At 63.8% G+C, this 17625-nt stretch carries 11 protein-coding genes; all 11 read right to left on the bottom strand.

The window, feature by feature from the left end:
* Nucleotides 1-124 precede the first annotated feature (124 nt).
* Genes tssM through tssC form a run of 11 tightly spaced genes read right to left on the bottom strand, consistent with a single transcriptional unit; the run spans nucleotide 125 to nucleotide 17616 of the window.
* Nucleotides 125-2620, bottom strand: a complete 2496-nt coding sequence (gene tssM, locus ACIP02_RS10165) for a type VI secretion system membrane subunit TssM (RefSeq protein ID WP_400615823.1) — start codon at nucleotides 2618-2620, stop codon at nucleotides 125-127.
* A complete protein-coding gene (gene tagF / locus ACIP02_RS10160) occupies nucleotides 2617-3525 on the bottom strand; it encodes a type VI secretion system-associated protein TagF (RefSeq protein ID WP_400615820.1) in 909 nt (302 codons plus the stop codon). The genes tssM and tagF overlap by 4 nt, the downstream gene beginning before the upstream one ends.
* Nucleotides 3522-7325 carry a type VI secretion protein IcmF/TssM N-terminal domain-containing protein gene (locus ACIP02_RS10155; RefSeq protein ID WP_400615817.1) on the bottom strand — a complete coding sequence of 1268 codons (3804 nt, stop codon included), beginning with the start codon at nucleotides 7323-7325 and terminating at the stop codon, nucleotides 3522-3524. The genes tagF and ACIP02_RS10155 overlap by 4 nt, the downstream gene beginning before the upstream one ends.
* Before the next feature lie 30 nt (nucleotides 7326-7355).
* Entirely contained in the window at nucleotides 7356-8072 is a 717-nt protein-coding gene (gene icmH, locus ACIP02_RS10150) for a type IVB secretion system protein IcmH/DotU (RefSeq protein WP_400615814.1), read from the bottom strand.
* Nucleotides 8069-9412: a type VI secretion system baseplate subunit TssK gene (gene tssK, locus ACIP02_RS10145; RefSeq protein ID WP_400615812.1), complete on the bottom strand. Its 1344-nt coding sequence runs from the start codon at nucleotides 9410-9412 to the stop codon at nucleotides 8069-8071. The genes icmH and tssK overlap by 4 nt, the downstream gene beginning before the upstream one ends.
* Nucleotides 9409-10131: a type VI secretion system lipoprotein TssJ gene (tssJ, locus tag ACIP02_RS10140; RefSeq protein ID WP_400616427.1), complete on the bottom strand. Its 723-nt coding sequence runs from the start codon at nucleotides 10129-10131 to the stop codon at nucleotides 9409-9411. The genes tssK and tssJ overlap by 4 nt, the downstream gene beginning before the upstream one ends.
* Nucleotides 10132-10156: 25 nt before the next feature.
* Nucleotides 10157-12754 (bottom strand): type VI secretion system ATPase TssH, encoded by a 2598-nt coding sequence (tssH, locus tag ACIP02_RS10135; RefSeq protein WP_400615810.1) that lies wholly within the window; start codon nucleotides 12752-12754, stop codon nucleotides 10157-10159.
* Nucleotides 12751-13821: a type VI secretion system baseplate subunit TssG gene (gene tssG, locus ACIP02_RS10130; protein WP_400615807.1), complete on the bottom strand. Its 1071-nt coding sequence runs from the start codon at nucleotides 13819-13821 to the stop codon at nucleotides 12751-12753. The genes tssH and tssG overlap by 4 nt, the downstream gene beginning before the upstream one ends.
* Nucleotides 13785-15605 (bottom strand): type VI secretion system baseplate subunit TssF, encoded by a 1821-nt coding sequence (tssF, locus tag ACIP02_RS10125; RefSeq protein ID WP_400615805.1) that lies wholly within the window; start codon nucleotides 15603-15605, stop codon nucleotides 13785-13787. Before tssF ends, tssG begins: the two co-directional genes overlap by 37 nt.
* Nucleotides 15605-16087 carry a type VI secretion system baseplate subunit TssE gene (gene tssE / locus ACIP02_RS10120; protein WP_400615803.1) on the bottom strand — a complete coding sequence of 161 codons (483 nt, stop codon included), beginning with the start codon at nucleotides 16085-16087 and terminating at the stop codon, nucleotides 15605-15607. The genes tssF and tssE overlap by 1 nt, the downstream gene beginning before the upstream one ends.
* Before the next feature lie 26 nt (nucleotides 16088-16113).
* Nucleotides 16114-17616, bottom strand: a complete 1503-nt coding sequence (tssC, locus tag ACIP02_RS10115; RefSeq protein WP_400615801.1) for a type VI secretion system contractile sheath large subunit — start codon at nucleotides 17614-17616, stop codon at nucleotides 16114-16116.
* Between the last annotated feature and the right edge of the window lie 9 nt (nucleotides 17617-17625).

Raw genomic sequence — 17625 nt, 5'->3', positions numbered from 1 at the left:
ATCAAGTAAAGGGTTGCTCATGCGCCCCTTGGTTTTGACCTCGCCGGGCACGCCGGCAGAGGTAGCTTTCCGTCGCCCGTGCCTCCTCCTGTGAGGCACGGGCGACCGGTTATTGCGGCGTGGTTCAGTTGAGCCCACGCACTTCGATTTCTACCCGGCGGTTTGGCTCCAGGCACTTGATCAGTTGCGCCCGCGGCTGCTGCATGTCGCAGTTGACCAGCGGCTTGCGGCTACCCTCGCCTTGTGCAACCACCAACTCGGCGGGGACGCCCTTACCGACAAGATAGGTGCGGATGGTCTGTGCGCGTTGCTTCGAAACCTGCAAATTGCCCTGGCTGTCACCGAGCTGGTCGGCGTGGCCTGAAATGACGATCTTGCCGATATTCGGCGTGTTGAGCAGTTTGCTGGCGATTGCGCTTAGCTGGCTCTGGCCCTCGTTTTTAAGGCTCTGGAAGTCTGCGCGGCCAAAGGCGAAGAGGGTGTCGGATTCCAGCGTGATGGTCTCGATCGAACGCAGCGACTGGGCGCGCAAGCTGTCGATGTAATTGCGCGAGCTGGAGATCAGGAAGGCGTTGTCGAGAATGCGTGGTACATCTGGCTCATGGATCTGGTCGCTGTAGAACGTAATCTGGCGGCTGGCGTACACGTAGTCCTGATTGCCGCCGGCCTCGCTGGCGGACGCCGCCATGCTTTTGCCTGTATGGCGGGCAATGGCCGGGTACCAATAGTCCGGCAGGCGCGCCTTGAGCACCGCCGGGTCGGCCTTTTCGCGTTGGGCCGGCGAAAGCATCACGTAGGTGTCCAGCGCCGCCTTGCCGAAATCGGCAATCGACTGCGCGCGGTTGTCATGCGGCAAGGCTTCCGCCTCGACGCTGTCGATACCGCGTACGGGCTGCAGCTCACGGGTGTTGCGCTGGTAGACCTTGAGGGTAGTAAGCAGGTACAGGGTGCGGGTCAGGTTGTCCGCCGTGGGCTTGAGCATCACGTCCTGCAGGGTCGCGAAGTAGCGGGTGCGCAGCACCGGTTCTATTTGATGGCCTTGGTACAGGCCCAGGCGCATGCCAAGCGGCACGCCGTGTTCATGGTGCTGCCCGTAGTAGTGGGCGGCCCAGAACCGCAGTCGGTCAAGGCTGCGCCAGGCGGCGTACTGGCCGCTGGCAGCTTTGTCTTCGGCCTTGGCCTGGGCCAGTTCGCTGGAGATGCCGGCCAGGCTGGCGTGGTTGTTCAGGTATGACCAGCCCCACAGGCTGCACAGCACCAACCCGCTCAGGCTGGCAGCGCCTACCCAGGCTGCCTTGCGCCGGCGTTCACGGCGGTTGCTGGTGTACAGCGCCACCAGGTGCTGGTCAGGAATGATCACTTTGCGGAACAGGCTGTTGATGAACAACGGCGCTGGCTGGCAGGCATGGGCTGCCGCCGCCTCAGCGTGTTCCAGGGCGAAGCGTTCGGCGACATGTTGGCCATGGCTACCCCACTGGGCCTCGTCAGCCTCCAGCGCGGCGGTGAAATAGAAGCCGCGGAGCATCTCGGCATTCTGGTAGGGGTTGGCACGCAGCAGGCTGTCGACAAACTGCTGCAGGCGCGGTTTGAGCGCCGCCAGCTCCAGTGGAAAGCGGTAGCTGGCGTTGTTTTGCCGGGTTACCTGGATGTCCTGCTGCACCAGCTGCTGGCTGGCCACCCGCTGCCAGTAGCCGGTCAGCTCGTCCATTGCCTTGCCGAAGCGCTGGCCCCAGTCGGCCTGCTGGTAACCTTTGTGCGAGAAGGTCTTGCCCATCACTTCACCGCGTGCAGCATCGTCCAGCTGGCGATAGAACGGGGTAAAACCGGGGATCAGGTCGCATTTGGTGAACACCAGGTAGATCGGCAGGCGCACCTCCAGCAGCGCGCAGCTTTCCTGGATACGTTCGCGCAGGCGCTTGGCCACCCGCCCACGGTCTTCGGCTGAGTTGTGCAGGATGTCGGCGATGCTGACGCTGACGATCAGGCCGTTGAGTGGTCGGCGCTGACGGTGCTGGCGCAGCAGTTGCAGGAAGCCGCGCCACTTGCCGGCCTCTTCGGGGCTATTCATGTAGCGCCCCGCGGTGTCCAGCAGTACCGCTTCGGAGCTGAAGAACCAGTCGCAGTTGCGCGTGCCGCCCAGGCCCGACACCCGCGCGCCTTCGCGCTCGGGATAGGGGAAGTTCAGGCCCGATTGCAGGATCATGGTGCTTTTGCCAGCCGCCGGCTGGCCGATCACCAGGTACCAGGGCAGGGCGTATAGCGCATCCTTGGCTGGGGTGCCGCGCGGCTTGTTGCTGTGCAGGCGCTCGATGCTCTGCAGCAGGCGTTCGCGCAGCAAGCTGATTTCTTCACGGTCGGCCGGGGTAGCGTTCAGCACCGCTTGGTCGGCGTCGTCGCGCAGCAGGCCCTCGAGGTTGTGGTGCTGACCGGCACCGCGGTACAGCAGCAGTACGTAGCCTGCCGACAGCAGCAAGAACACGCCGATGCCTGCCAGCAAGCCGTGCAGCGAAGCGAAGCCCAGGGCGCGGCCTATGGCCCAGACCAGGAAGATCGCCAGGAAGAACGCCACCCCCAGCAGGTAAGGTTGATAGCGCAGGCAGTAGTACTTGATCTTGTTCATACAGGCATCGCATCCAGCGCATCGACGAACTGGTCGATGACGTGTTCAAGAGGTCGGTCGTCGTCATGTGTGCGCGGTGCCGCAGGCGGCGTGCCGAGCAGTTGCAGGTGCTGTTGCGTTTCGGCGCAGGCACAGAGCAGGCGATAGGCGCTGCTGGCATGGCGCGATGGGAAGCAATAAAGCCGTGGATGCATGAAGTCGTCGGCCAGCAGGCTCACCGCGGGCACGCTCGGGTGCCCGCTCATGCGCGTCAGCCAGGTGAGCCAAAGGTCGGCCGTGGGGTTTTTCAGGCCCCGTTCGGCCGGCAGCGGCAATTCGATACCGCCCTCGAAGTCGCCGTGCAGCGCCGGCCAGAAGCTATGCAGCGCGGACAGCGCTGAAGCACTGTCGAAGCTCGGCCAGGAACCCTGCAGGGCCCGGCTGATGTCAGCGAAGCTGAAATCATGGAGGAACTTGGCGTGCACCCGGCGGAACAGGTCCAGGTCCTGAACCTGCAGCGGTCGCAGCGCCTTGACCCGTTCGAACAGGCTGGCGCGGTCGGCACCTTGCACGGCCTGGTGCAACAAGGGCTTGATCTGGGCGCTGAACAGCTCGGCGAGGGTGAACGGGTTGACCAAGCTCGCCCCTTCCTCGCCCCTGAGCAACTGGAAGATGAAGAACGGGTAGCGGCGCTGACTGGCGTCGCGCGAGCTGAGCAGGCCACCCAGCAGCCAGTTGCCATTGCGCGCCCGGTAGTTGAAGAAGCACATCGGCAACGCGTCGAACAACGCCTGCCAGTCTTCGCGGTGGCGCATCGCCGCCAGCGAAGACTGCAGCCAGGCGTCGAACTCGCAGACTTCCTCGGCCGCGCCATGCAGGCTGACGAAGTCCGCGCTCGACGGCAGCTTGCCGAAGCAACCAATCATTGCGCGCCTCGGTCATTGAGAGCGCTGAGGGCCTTGACGTCACTCAGGTCGGTCAGCTTGACCCCACCGAAGTTGCGCACGACCAGGCTCACACGGCCGTTGGCAGTGTTCCAGCTGAAACGCTGCTGGATGCCATCGAGGTCTTCGACCCGGGCGCTTTCGTTCATGCGCAGCAAGCCCCAACGCCCGGGGAAGTCGAATACGGTGACCCTTGCGCCGCTCAGGGTGACCACGTCCAGGCGAGCACCCGGCGCGTTACTGGTACCCGGCCAGGCAAAACGGCTCCAGCTGCTGCGGCCGTTGCGGTAGTGCTGCTCCTGGCCATCGAGGGTGAACACGATGTCGGTGAAGGTAGCCGAGGGCTCGAGCATGATCTCGAAACCGTTGTCGCGGTCCGACAGGCTAGCGATTACCTGGCCTACGGAGCTGGCCCTGTCGATACTGCTGAGCATGCGCGGGTTGACCAGCGCCGGCCCCTTGCCATCGCCGGCACCCAGCCCCTCACCGCCTGCCAGGTTACCGATCTCGTTGCGTTTGAAGGCCGGCAGCAGGCCGCTGTCGGGGTCGACGAAGCGCTGCAGGTCTTTTACCGATGCTTCGTTGCGGCTGCTGCCGGCGATCGGGTAGCGGTGCGCCATGACCTGTTCCCAAGGCTTCGCGATCTGCTGCGCCCATGCCTTGGCGATCTGCTGGCCGGCCGGGTCGCGCAGCGTTGCCCAGGCATACTGGATCGGCAAGCTGAACAGCCCCTGTAGCGAGCGTGACAGGCCGTCCTGGCTGGTCTCGACGCTGCTTTCCACATAGTTGCGCACGGTGGTGACTTCGCTCGGCTGGCCTTCCAGGGTCTCGCTGATCAGCTGCTTGCTGCTCTTGCCAACGTCCTGCGAGCGCTGGATGTTGTTCATGCGCACCTTGAGCTTGCGCAGCGCGGCCAGGTAACGGTCCATGATGGTGCTGTCGGCACCTTCGGCATTGTTCTCGGCGAACACCCGCGCCACAGGCTCGAAGCGCTTGGCCAGGCTGCCGTCATCGACCGCGGGCAGGGCCGGGCCGACGTTGGCGGGCAGGGCGTCCTTGCTGTCGAACAGCCCGGTAACCTTGCTCCAGAAGCCGTCTTCGCGAGCCGCCCCCGGGGACGGAAGCGGGTGTTTGACTGGCAGGTCCCACTGGGTATTGTCGTTGACCGCTGCCAGCAGGTTCTTTACCGGCGAGTTCTGCACGTCGCTGAGCAGGCCCAGTTGTTGGGTGGCCGCGGCCAGGTCGGCAAAGTGGCGTACGCCGACGCTGCCGACCATCTTGTACCAGGCCTGTGTGTAGTCCCGTTTGTAGCGGGTCATGAACTCGCGCACGAAGTTGGCCTTCTGCACGATGGCATCGCCGCCTTCGCCGTCCAGTACCCAGTCCGAGTCGTTGTGCAGGTTGCCCGACACCAGCTTGATCAGCTCAGGCTTGACGAAGGTTTCCCAGCCCTGCCGGGTGTAGATCGCTGGCACGCCAGCGGAGCCGTAGAGCAGCGCGCGGCCTGGTTGGGGCACCAGGTCGTTGAGGCTTAACGCAGGGAACTGGCGGCTCGATTCGAGCTGCAAGCGCAGGTATTCGCGATCGACCAGCGAGCTGGAGATCATGAACGCCTTGAGGTTTTCGCGGGTTTCGCTGATCAGCTGTTCATTGCGCGGCAACGACGGTGCCTGGCCCTGTTCCAGCAACTGCACGTACAGGGGGGCGTTTTCTTCGATCACGCCGACATCGGCAGGGCTGCCTTCACCGGTTGCACTGGCCCAGGCCTGGGGCAGGCTGGCAGTGATGAACGCCGCGTCCGGGTGGGCCTGGGGCTCGGTCAGCAGCAGGTACAGCTTAAGGGTGTTGTAGGCATCGATGATCGATGCCACCTGCTGTTCGTCGAGGCGCCCGAGCATTTCCTCGGACAACGACAGGCCGCCGGTGGTGGCAGACAGCTCGGCGGCGTCGCTGGCGGTAGCCAGGTTGACTTTGGCGGCATAGGCGCCGCCACGAGTATTGCCCAGCGCCGCCTGGGCCCGGGCCGCGACAGCCGGGGCCAAGGGTTTGCCATTGCGCTTTTTCGGCTGCGCCGCCGGGGTGAATTCCAGCTGCTGGTTAATGCCGCTGGCAAAGGTATTGAACGCGCGCATCTGCACTTGCAAGCTGCGGGCGATAGGCTCCAGCGCCTGGCTGCGCAGTTGTGCCAGGTAAGCGGTGCGGCTTACCTGGTGGATTGCCTCGCCATGGTACAGGCCGGCACTCAGTTGCAGCGGCACACCTTGCTGGCGATGGGCTTCGACAGTGGCCATCTGCCCGCGCAGCACTTCCAGCCCCTTGCCGGCGGCCAGCAGCTGCTCGCGGTCTTCTGCCTGCTCGATCTGCGTCAGTTGCCCGCGCAGGCTTTCCAGCCATTGGCGGTTGTTGGCGAACGACAGCATTTGCCAGCCGATGAACAGTACGCCGGTGGCAGCTGCCAGGCTTAGCAGCAGCGGACTGAAGCTGGCCTGGCGGCCCAGGCGCGACTGGTACAGGGTCAGGTCGCGGTCGGGGAAGATCACCCGGCGGAAGGTGTCGGTGATGAAGTAGCTGCGGCTGCCCACGGCCTTGCCGTCGTTCTGCGCAACGTCATCATAGGCGGCCTTCAGGCCGAACTCGTCGGCGATGGCGTCTTCGTATACCTGCCCCAGATGCTGGCCAGTCTGCAGTGCGCTGGTGAAGTACAGGCCGCGTAGCAGCAGCGGAGCGCCGCCGCGGTGGCCACGGGTAAAGTGTTCAAGGAATTGTTCAAGCACTGCGCCGAGGGCGGCGAAGTACTGCGGGAAGTTCAGCAAGGTGCTGTCGGCGGCGGCGCCGAGCGCGATCATCTGCGCGTCGACGTGCTGGCGGATATGCCCCTGCAGGCTTTTCAGGCGCGCCTGCAGCACGGCATGCAGGCCGTTGTTGCGGATCTCCGACAGGCCGAAGGTCATGCCTAGCGGCTGCTGGCGATCGTGCAGATCGAGGCCATCGAAGGCCTGGCTGAAGCCCGGCAATTGGTCGGTCTTGCTCAGCATCAGGTAGACCGGCGGGTTGGCGTCCAGGCATTCGGCGTATTCATCGACCCGCGCCACCAGCTGGGCGGCCAGGGCATTGCGCTCTTCATTGTTGGCAGCCAGCAGCTCGGGCAGGCTGACGACCAGTACCAGGCCGTTGATCGCGGCCTTGCCGCGTTGTTTGCGCAGCATGCGCAGGAAAGCCGAGAATTCGCCGGCCGACTGGTCGTCGCGCAAGTAGCGGCCGGCCGTGTCGATCATCACTGCGTCAGGGCTGAAGTACCAGTCACAGTGCTGGGTACCGCTTTCGCTGTCATTGGCCGTGGCGATGCTGGCCGACAGGCCCGAGTGGGTCAGCAGCGAGGTCTTGCCGGCAGCCGACATGCCGACCACCAGGTACCAGGGCAGGTCGGACAGCGCCGCCTTGCCGCCACCGCCAGCGGAGCGGTCAGTGCGCAGCATGGCGATGGCGTGCTTGAGGCGTTCGCGCAGCACCTGCTGGTCACGGAATTCGCCGGTGGCGTTCCACGAGCGGTCGACTTCGATCTGCAGCAGGTTCTCAAGGTTGTGCTCGGCGCGGATGCGTTGGTACTGGCGCAGTACGATCACCAGCAGGAAGCAGGCGCTGATGATGGCCAATGCCTCGGGCACGTGCTGACGCAGCCACGGCAGCAACGGTGCGACCAACCAGCAGATCAACAGGCTCGCCAGCCACAGCAGTGGAAGGAGAATCCAGAAACTTTTCAACAGGCGCAGTAATGTTTTCATGTCTTCCTGACTCGGCTACCTGAGCGTTGCTCAGGCACTGAACAGCTGGCGGATTTGTTCGGAAAGGGCGGCGACTTCTTTGTCCAGCAGCCAGTCGAGCGTCAGGTACACGCCGACGCAGACCAGCGCGATAAGCGCCATGTATACCCACAAGGGCACTTCGTGACGCAGCATCTGCGACACTTGGTCGGGCAGCGCCCAGTCCGGCGACAGGGCCTTTGGCGCCTTGCGGTAACGGGCGATATCCTGGCCGAGGGTGTTGGCCAGGTAGCGCAGCTGGTCTTTCTGGCCGAGGCTGAACTTGCCTTCGAAGCCCAGGGCCAGGCACAGGTGGTAGACCTCGAGCACGTCGATGTTCTGCTTGACGTCGGCACGCAGCGCATCGACCTTCTCGAAGAACCCTTCACCGGCCAGGTGTACGCCGAAGTAGCGGAACTGCAGCGGCTGCAGCTCGAAATGTCGGCGCAGTTCGTTGTCACCGGAGCGCAGCACGCTCTCGTCAAGGAAGGCGCACAGCGCGTACTGGGTATCCTTGACCTGGTCGACGCTGTAGTTGGCGGCGCGGGCATCGCGCTCGAGGTTGTCGAAGAAACGCTCGACGCTGGCCTCGAAGGCCTGCACCGAGGTGACTTGGCGGCCACGGCGCACGATCAGCGCCATGCTGATGAAGTCCTGAACCAGGTCCTTGAGGGTCGGTTTGTCGTTGGCGGCCGCGTCGGCGCCCTGTTGCAGTACGGCTTCGGTCATTTGAGCACCGCCATCAGTTCCAGCTTGAGGTTGGTAAAGGCGCTGGGCGCGTAGAAGCAGACGGTCTGGGCGTTCATCATCCGCTCATACACATGGCCGTGCGGCTCGATGGCGAAGTACTGATTGTCCAGGCGCACCGGGATCGCGTTGGGCAACCGCGCGGCGTGGTTGAGGGTGACGCCGGGCATGGCGCTGTTGACCACCACTTCGATGTCTTCCGGCGAGCCGACCTTGAACGCCCGCGGCACCAGTTCCAGCAGGCTGGCACCAGGCATGTCGGCTTGCACCGAGACATAGAAGTCGGCTTCGGCCAGGCGTGGGTCGCGCAGCTGGCCCTGCCAGTACGACGGTTTGGTCTGGGTAAGGTTGATGACGATGCACTGGTTAGGCACGACATTGTCGAGCATCACCCGGATCATCTCGTCGAGCTTGACCAGCGCCGCTGCCGGATCGTGGTGGTCGTACTCCGGGATGTCGCTGAGCTGGGTGTCCAGGGTAAAGGTCAGCAGGCCGCCGGCCAGGTCGGCGAGGAACAGATACAGGCGCTCCGGGTGCAGGCGTGGGTGGGCCAGCAGGTGGGCCAACTGCGGGTGGGCGCGGTTGACCGTGTTCAACAGCCAGAACAGGGTGACGTCGCTGGAGCCGAACTCGGCAATCTGGTCGGCGCGCTCGCGGCGACGGCCCGACAGCGCCTTGCTCTTGGCCTGCAGCGCGCCCAGCAAACGCTTGCCGATGCCGGCCAGGGTCTCATGGTTGCCCAAGTGCAGGGTCGGGTGGACAAAATGTGGGTCTAGGTTGAAGCCACCCATGCTGTTGCGCGTGAGCTTGGCCAGCGCACAATGGCTGTAGCCGTCGAGGCTGTCACCGTCGACCAGCAGCACCACGTTCAGGCGCAGGCTGGTAATTTCATTTTCCAGCTCGCCTTCGTTGAGATCGGGCAGGGTATCGAACTGCTTGCGAAAGCGCCGTGCAGCCTTGTGCTCCTGGCCGTCCTCGACATAGTTGAGGCCGAACGGTTCGGGCAGCTTGAGCGCGGCGTAGACCTTCAGCTCGTTGGCCTTGAGCAAGTCCTTGAGGTCGCGCGCGGCCGGCAGCGGGTCGTGCTGCGGCGCGTCGTAGAGGCTGCCATCGGGGAACACCAGCTTCAGGCGCTTGAGCTGCAGCGAACCGTTGGCCAGCGCATCTTCGTCCACTTGCAGCACCTGCACGCCCCAATGGAACGGGGTGCCGCGCAAGGTCGCCTCGGCCAGCTGGTGCTGGTGGAACTCATCCTGATACTGGAAATGCTGGGGCAGCAGGAACATACCTTCCGACCACATCACCCGGCTCTGCTTGCTCATTTAACGCTATCCACTAAAGAGTTGAAGGTTCTGTCCGTGGCGTTCTGTGCCGATTGGCCGGCAACATCCGTAGCCTTGTCGAGCACCGCGCCCTGCACCTTGTCGGTCAGGGCCGGTGCGGCTTCTTCGGCCTTTTGCGCGGCGGCCAGCTGGTCTGCGGTCGGCGGCTTGTTCAGTACGTCGAAGCCACGCATGGCACTGATCTCGGTCTTGTCCACCAGTACCCGCAGGCCGTCGGAGGAAAACCAGATACCGTCCTTGCGCAATGAATTGGCGTCGAAGGCGACTTTCCAGCGCGCGTCCTGCTCATCGCGGAAGAACGCCGCCACGCCGACGTAGCGGGCGCTCTTGGCCAGCGGCCACTGGTCGATCTGGCCGATACCCGGCAGCAGGGTGATTTCGCGTGCTTCCACCAAGGTGTTGCCAAGGGCCTTTTCCGGGGTGTCCCAAAGGGTCTCGGCATCGGTTGCGGCGAAGCGTTCAAGGTCGGTCAGCTGGTACACGCGCATCACCACCGACAGCGGCTTGCCCTCGACATCGGGGTTGAGCTGGTTGCCGCCGTCGGAGGTGAGGATGACCTTCTCGCTGTCGGCCAGCATGTCGGCTGCCCAGCTGTCTTCCATACGCTTGCCGATACGGTCGGTGACCCCGCAGCCGGCGAGTGCCAACAGCAGGGCGGCGGCGGTGAGGCGCTTGAGGATGGTGTGCTTGTGCTGCATGACGGCAAAAACCTCCGGGTACTGGTCAGGCCAGGCGATAAGCAAAATCGCCATCGCTGCCTAGCTCGATCACAAGGCGCTCGATCGGCGTGTCCTGGGCCATGCGCTCGAGCACGCGCTGGGCGAGTTCGGGCATCAGGGTCTGGGACAGGATGTTGTCGATGTTGCGCGCACCGCTGTCGACCTCGGTGCAGCGCGCGGCAATGGCCTTGACCAGTGCTTCGTCGTAGCTGAGTTCGGCCTGATGGTTGCGGGCGAAGCGCTTGGCAATACGGCCAAGCTTGAGGGCGACGATGCGCTCGAGGATCTGGTCCTGCACCGGGTAGAACGGCACGATGCTCAGGCGGCCGAGGAAGGCCGGCTTGAACACCTGGTTGAGCTCGTCACGCAGGCCTTCGATGATGGCGCCCGGCGTAGGCAGTTCGGCGGCGTTCAGGCAGGTCTGCATGATGCGCTCGGTGCCGGTGTTGGACGTGAGAATGATCACCGTGTTGCGGAAGTTGATCTCGCGGCCTTCGCCGTCGTCCAGCACGCCCTTGTCGAATACCTGGAAGAACAGCTCGAGAACGTCGGGGTGAGCCTTTTCCACTTCATCGAGCAGCACCACGCTGTATGGCTTGCGGCGCACGGCTTCGGTCAGCACACCGCCTTCGCCGTAGCCAACGTAGCCGGGTGGCGAGCCTTTGAGGCTCGACACGGTGTGCGCCTCTTGGTACTCGGACATGTTGATGGTGATCAGGTTGCGCTCGCCGCCGTACAGGGTGTCGGCCAGGGCCAGGGCGGTTTCGGTCTTGCCGACGCCGCTGGGGCCGAGCAGCAGGAACACGCCAATCGGCTTGTTCGGGTCTTCCATGCGCGCGCGGGAAATCTTGATGCGTTTGCCGATTTCTTGCAGGGCATGGTCCTGGCCCAGCACGCGTTCGCCGAGCAGGGCTGGCAGGCGCTGCACGGTGTCGATCTCGTCACGCAGCATTTTGCCCAGCGGGATGCCGGTCCAGCCGCTGATGACCTGAGCGATGGCGCCGCTGTCGACCAGCGCGTGGACCAGTGGCTGGTCGCCTTGCACTTGGGCCAGCTCGGCACGCAGTGCGTTGAGCTGTTGGGCATCAGTGTCGTTGGCGGCATCCAGTGCCTTGAGCTGCTCGACCAGTTCCAGCTCCTGCTGCCACTGCATGTTCAGCCGCTGTTCCTGCTGCTGCTCGGCCTGCAGGGTGGCCTGCAGCTCGGCCAGGCGGCGGGCATGGTCGTGGCCCTTACCGGCTTCGTGGCCGAGCACGGCAATTTCTGCCTGCAGGTTGTCGATCTGTCGGCGGCAGTCTTCGAGGGCGCCTGGCTGCGACGATTGCGCCAGGGCAATGCGTGCGCAGGCGGTGTCGAGCACGCTCACGGCTTTGTCCGGCAGTTGCCGGCCGGTGATGTAGCGGTTGGACAGGCGCACCGCCTGCACCAGTGCTTCGTCCATCACTGCCACCTTGTGGTGCTCGCGCATTTTGCCAAGCAGGCCACGCAGCATATGAATAGCCTTGTCTTCGTCGGGCTCTTCTACCTTCACCACCTGGAAGCGGCGGGCGAGGGCGGCGTCCTTCTCAAAGTACTTCTTGTACTCGGCCCAGGTAGTGGCGGCGATTGTGCGCAGTTCGCCACGGGCCAGGGCTGGCTTGAGCAAGTTGGCGGCATCGTTCTGCCCGGCCTGGCCACCAGAGCCGATCAGCGTGTGGGCCTCGTCGATGAACAAGATGATCGGGTGCAGGCTGCGCTTGACCTCTTCGATCACTGCCTTCAGGCGGTTTTCGAACTCACCCTTGACCCCGGCGCCGGCCTGCAGCAGGCCGAGGTCGAGGGTATGCAGGGCGACATCCTTGAGCACCGCGGGTACATCGCCCTGGGCGATACGCAGCGCCAAGCCCTCGACCACCGCAGTTTTGCCCACCCCGGCTTCACCGGTAAGGATCGGGTTGTTTTGCCGGCGACGGGTGAGGATGTCGACCATTTGCCGTACTTCGAACTCGCGGCCCAGTACCGGGTCAATGCGGCCGTCACGTGCGCTTTGGGTAAGGTTGACGGTGTACTGGTCCAGCGCCGGGGTCTTGCCCCCGGCCTTGGCACCGTTGGCCACGGGGGCCGACGGGCTGGGCAATGGGCTGGCCTGTTTCGACTCGGCGCTGGCCTCGACCAGGGCGGCGAGGTTCAGGCGCAGGTCGTCAGTGCTGATTTTCTCCAGCTCTGGCGCCGAAGCGACCACCACGCGGCGCAGCTCGGCATCATCGAGCAGGGCCTGCAGCAAATGGCCGCTGCGCACCTGGCTGACGCCATATTCGATGGAAGCCAGCAACCAGGCTTGCTCGATCATGCGGGTGATATGCGGGGACAGCGCCGGGGTGCGGGTATTGCCTTTCTTGAAAGTGCCCAGGGCGGTGACCAGCTGCGCCTGCAAGCGCTCTGCAACAACGTCGTAGTGGCGCAGGATCGGTGCCAGGTCGCTGTCGTTGTTTTCCAGCAGTTGCAGCAGCAGGTGCTCCACCTCGACGTCGTAGTGGTGCTCCGACAGGCACAGGGCCGCCGCGCTTTCGGTGGCTGTGCGGCTGGTTTCATTGAGCTTGGCGAACAGAGACTTCAGGTTCACAAGGCGACCCCATCGTAAGGAATATGGAAAACGGCGCAACGCGAAGGCTCCGCGTCATGGCCAGGGCGTTTCAGCCAGCCCAGCCAGCCCAGGGCGACATTGCCGCTGCGGCCCAGCCGGGCGGGAGGCACTGCCTCGCGCTTGAGACGCGGGGCGATTTCGAAATCCAGCTCGGCACCTATATAGAAGCGCACCAGTTCGACCAGCTTGCGGTAGCACTCGGTGCCCGGCAGGAACCGCTGGTAATCGGCCAGGTCCAGTGGCCCCAGCTCGATACGGATACACGACTGGTAGTCCCAGACCCGGCTGCCGGCGACTGCGCTGTGGCCCAGCTGCGCGTTCTTGCGCCCCAGCTGGGTACATTGCCCGGGCTCCAGGTTCAGCCAACGCCCGGCGAACTGCCTGACCTTGATCGGCAGCGAGAAATAGAAGCCGAGCATCACCTCGAGATTGAGCGCGTTGCGCGGCTTCTGGCTGAGCAGCCCGGCAAAGTAGCTGAACAGCTCGCGACGCAGCGCCGAAGGCTGCTCTTCGAACTTGAGCTTTTGCGCGCGCGGGCCCAGGCCGACCAGGTTGAGCAGGTAGCCATCGAAGCCCGAGGTGCCATTGCGTTCGTGCTCGATATGGAATTTGTACTTCTGCCAGGCTTCGTAGAACAGCGTGGTCATGCGGTGCGAGAAGATGTCGAGAAACGCGTGGGCAGCATCGTCGCGGTATTGCACGTGGCGTTCGAGTAGCAGCTCGGTGTACGGACGCGGCAGCACGCCCGATGGCCCGACCAGGCCCATGAAGGTGACCTGCACCTCCGACAGTGGCAGGCCGGCCGGGGATACCTTGCCTTCGCGTTCGAAGTGCAAGTCGCTGACCTCGCTGGCCGGGAACGCCAGCGACAGCTGGGTGCGAAAACGCAGCGGGTCTTCGTGCGGCCGGGTCGCCAGGTCCATGCGCCCGGTACGGCTGTAGTGCAGGCGGAGCAGGCGCACCAATTGAAAGAATTCGAATCGGTGCGGCTCGGCTCGGGCCTGATCGATCAGACCAGGGGCTGATCGCCAGTGCGTGCTGGCCATTGGACGATTCTCTTTTCTCGTTGTTGGGAGCGCAGGCTCAGTCGGGTGAAGCTGTTCATCGAGCAGTACTGCCCGAAGAAGTGGTCCAGTACCATGCCGAACAGGTACACGCCGCTGCCGGTGAACTGGTTTTCGTCGAGGGTCAGGGTAATGCTCACGCCACGGACGAAGTTCGGCCGTGGGTGGCCGATGCGCGCAACTACCGGCTCGCTGCTGATTGCCTTGATGCCGTTGATCTGTTTGCGAATGGCCGAGACGTTGCGGTAGTTGTACAGCGACAGCAGCTCTAGCAGCACCTCGCGCCCCTGGCTGACCAGCGACAGGTGGTTTAGCGACAGGTGCGCGATGAGCCGCCAGATCAGGCCCTTGCCTAGTGGCACGCGTACGGTGGCTGTGGGTTTGCGCAGGCAGCGGATGTCTTTGATCACCGAGTTGGCGGGGATGGTGAAATCACCCCGTTCGCCGCCGAACGGCAGCATCAGCGGCACATCGCGATTGCTGCAGGTCAGGCCGATGCTCAAGGTGTCGCTGCTGGCGTCGATCAGTTCCAGGTTGCGGTCGACCACGCGGATACTCATGGCCGTGGCATCGCCCTGATTGCGCCGGCGGGCGATCCAGAAACTGGTGTGCGGGTCTTGCTCGCCGCGCGGCTCGAAAAACGGTTGGCAGGTGGCGACCTGGTCGAGGCCGCCGAGTTTGCGCACCCGGCGCACGCGGTCAATCGACACCACTTCGGCGGCATTGTGCAGACGGGTGTCGGGGGTGACCGGGTATTCATGCTGGGTGTGGGTAAGCTTGATCGGCTCGGCCTGCTGGCGGAACAGGTTAATGATCGGCGTGCAATTGAGTTTGAAGTTGTTGCGCCCGATGTTCTGCGTCAGCCGCGCCAGGCGCTCGCTGAGGTCGTAGTCGGAAAAATAGAAGTTGATCTCGACCTGCTCGACCGCCTTGCCTTGCAGGATGCGGGCAAAGCCACTGAGGTCGAAGAACATGAATTTGTCGGGGAACGTGAAGTACTCGTGCAGCAACCGGTAGCCCAGGAACGAGCGCTCCGAGTAGTCCACCAGGCCTTCGTCGCGGGCGTAGCCCACGGCCTGCAGGGCCGTGGTTGGCAGCGCGACTTCGCGGCTGCGGCCATCGTCCTGGAAGCTCAGGGTGGCTTTGGCCAGGTTGTTGAAGAGCAGCTCGTACAGCTGCAGCATCAGCGTCGCTTCGCCATCGAGGAAAAACCGCAGGCGGTCGATTTCCATCTGGCCGAACAGGGCATCGCTGGTGGCTTGCAGGCGGATACGCAGGCGCGCCACCAGGTCAGCGCTGTGGCCGTTGAATGCCGAACGCTCCATTTCCGCGAACGATGCCTGTTGCACGCTGACCGGCCACAGCTCCACCGGGTAGCAGGTGCGGAACTTGCACACCACGCCTTCCACGGCGTTGGCATGCATCTCGGTATGCCGCGCCACGCGATAAGCCTCGGTGACTTTCTCGTGCCTGCCCAGGCTCAGCTCGGCGATCGACATCGACGGCGTCGGACGCAGGTAGTGCGGGTACAGCACCTCGAGGAACGACTCGACGATTTCCGGGAACTCGTCATCAAGCTTTTTGTGCACCCGCGCAGACAGGAACGAGAACGCCTCGATCAGGCGCTCGGTATGCGGGTCTTCGCAGTTGTCGCCCTCGATCAGCAGCCGCGAAGCGATCTTCGGGTACTGCGCGGCAAACTCCTGGCCGAGGAAGCGCAGGTGCGACAGTTCCTTTTCGTAGTAGGGCAGCAGTTCGTCGAGCATCAGTTGAGGTTCTGCACTTTGTATTCCTGGGTGTTGACCTGCAGCACGGCGTCGAACGACACCTGGCGGCTGATGTCCTGCAGGCGCAACACGGCGTCCACGCGGAAGGTCAACATGCGGTGGCCGTTTTCCTGGGCCAGCAGTTGCACCCGAACCCGGCGAAAACGCCGGTCACCGGTGCTGATCGCCCGCTCCAGCTGTTGCTGGATGAGCCGGCGATCATGGGGGTCGAGCACGCTGCGGCTGATGAAATCAGGCATGCCGTATTCAAGGATGGAACCACCGAGCTGGCTGAAGCCGTTGAGCTCTTCGGCGACCAAGGACTGGCGAGTGTTCACCAGCACCTCGAGGTCGCGGACGATGCTCGCCTTGTACTCGGCCAGCGAGCAGGTGCGCTGCGCGGCGGCTTCAACCGACTGGTACGGACGGTCGTCCAGCAGTCGGTCTAGCAGCGAGGGCAGCAGGCGGGCCTGGTTACTCATGTGTCATCCCTGTACACACCGGCCGTTCAGCCGCGCGCGCCTTGCGGCAGTTCGGCGACCAGCCGCAGCGACGCGGTCAGTTCGTCGAGCTGGTAATGCGGGCGCAGGTACGTCACGGCCTTGTACACGCCTGGCTTGCCCGGCACTTCGAACACTTCGGCACGGGCTTCACGCAGCGGGAACTTGGCCTTGGCTTCCTGGCTGGCCGTGTCGTCGAGCAGCACGTAGCTGGCCAGCCACTGGTTGAGGAAGCGTTCAACATCCAGGCGCGAAGCGAAGCTGCCGATCTTGTCGCGCATGATCGCCTTCATGTAATGGGCGATGCGCGAGGTGGCGAAGATATATTGCAGCTGCGCCGACAGGCGTGCGTTGGCGTTGGCAATGTCGGTGTTGTACTGCTTCTGCTTTTGCGCCGACTGGGTACCGAAGAACGCAGCGTAGTCAGTGCCCTTGCAGTGCACCAGGGGGATGAAGCCGAGGTCAGACAGCTCTTTTTCGCGGCGGTCGGTGATGGCGATTTCGGTCGGGCACTTGAGGGCGATTTCGCCGTCATCGGTCTTGAAGGTGTGGGTCGGCAGGCCTTCGACCAGGCCGCCACCTTCCACGCCGCGAATCGCCACGCACCAGCCGTAGCGAGAGAACGCATCGGTGACGCGGGTGCCGAGGGCGTAGGCGGCGTTCATCCACAGATACTTGTTGTGGTCGCGGCCGTCGACGCTTTCGACGAAGTTGAATTCTTCTACCGGGGTGGTATCGGGGCCATACGGCAGGCGGCCGAGCACGTGGGGCAGGGTAAGGCCCACGTAGCGCGAGTCTTCCGAGGCGCGGAACGATTTCCACTTGGCGTATTCGACAGTGTCGAAGATTTTCGCCAGGTCACGCGGGCCGGACATTTCGGTGAACGAGTCCCAGCCGAACAGCTCGGGCGAGGCGGCTGAAATGAACGGCGCGTGGGCTGCGGCGGCTACGTGCGAGACCTCTTCCAGCAGGTACATGTCTTCGGGGTTGCGGTTGAACTCGTAGTCGCCGATCAGCATGCCGAACGGCGCGCCACCGAAGGTGCCGTATTCTTCTTCGTAGACCTTCTTGAACAGTGCGCTCTGGTCGAATTCGCTGGCGGCCTTGAGGTCGCGCACCAAGTCCTTCTTCGAGGCGTTGAGCAGGTGGATTTTCAGCGTGGTGCTGGTCTCGGTCTGGTCGACCTGATACTTCAGGCCGCGCCACGAGGCTTCCAGCTGCTGGAACTCACGGGCGTGCATGATCTCGTTCATCTGCTCGGAGAGCATCGCGTCGATCTCGGCGATACGCGAGTCGAGTACGGCGATCAGGTCCTTGCTCGGGGTCATTTCACCTTCGAGTACCTGGTTCACCAGTTCGCCGATCAGGTCGCGGGTGCGGCTGCGCTCGGTATCGGAGCGGGCCACGCGGCTTTGCGAAATGATACTGTCCAGCAGCGAAGGCTGCGGGGCGAAGTTTTCTACTTCGACCAGGTCGCCGGCCTGTTGCGGTGCGGTTTGCTTGTCGGTCATGTTCGGGCT

The organism is Pseudomonas sp. NPDC089408, assembly GCF_044749445.1.
Taxonomy (GTDB): domain Bacteria; phylum Pseudomonadota; class Gammaproteobacteria; order Pseudomonadales; family Pseudomonadaceae; genus Aquipseudomonas.
This window is presented reverse-complemented; position numbering and strand designations above follow the sequence as displayed.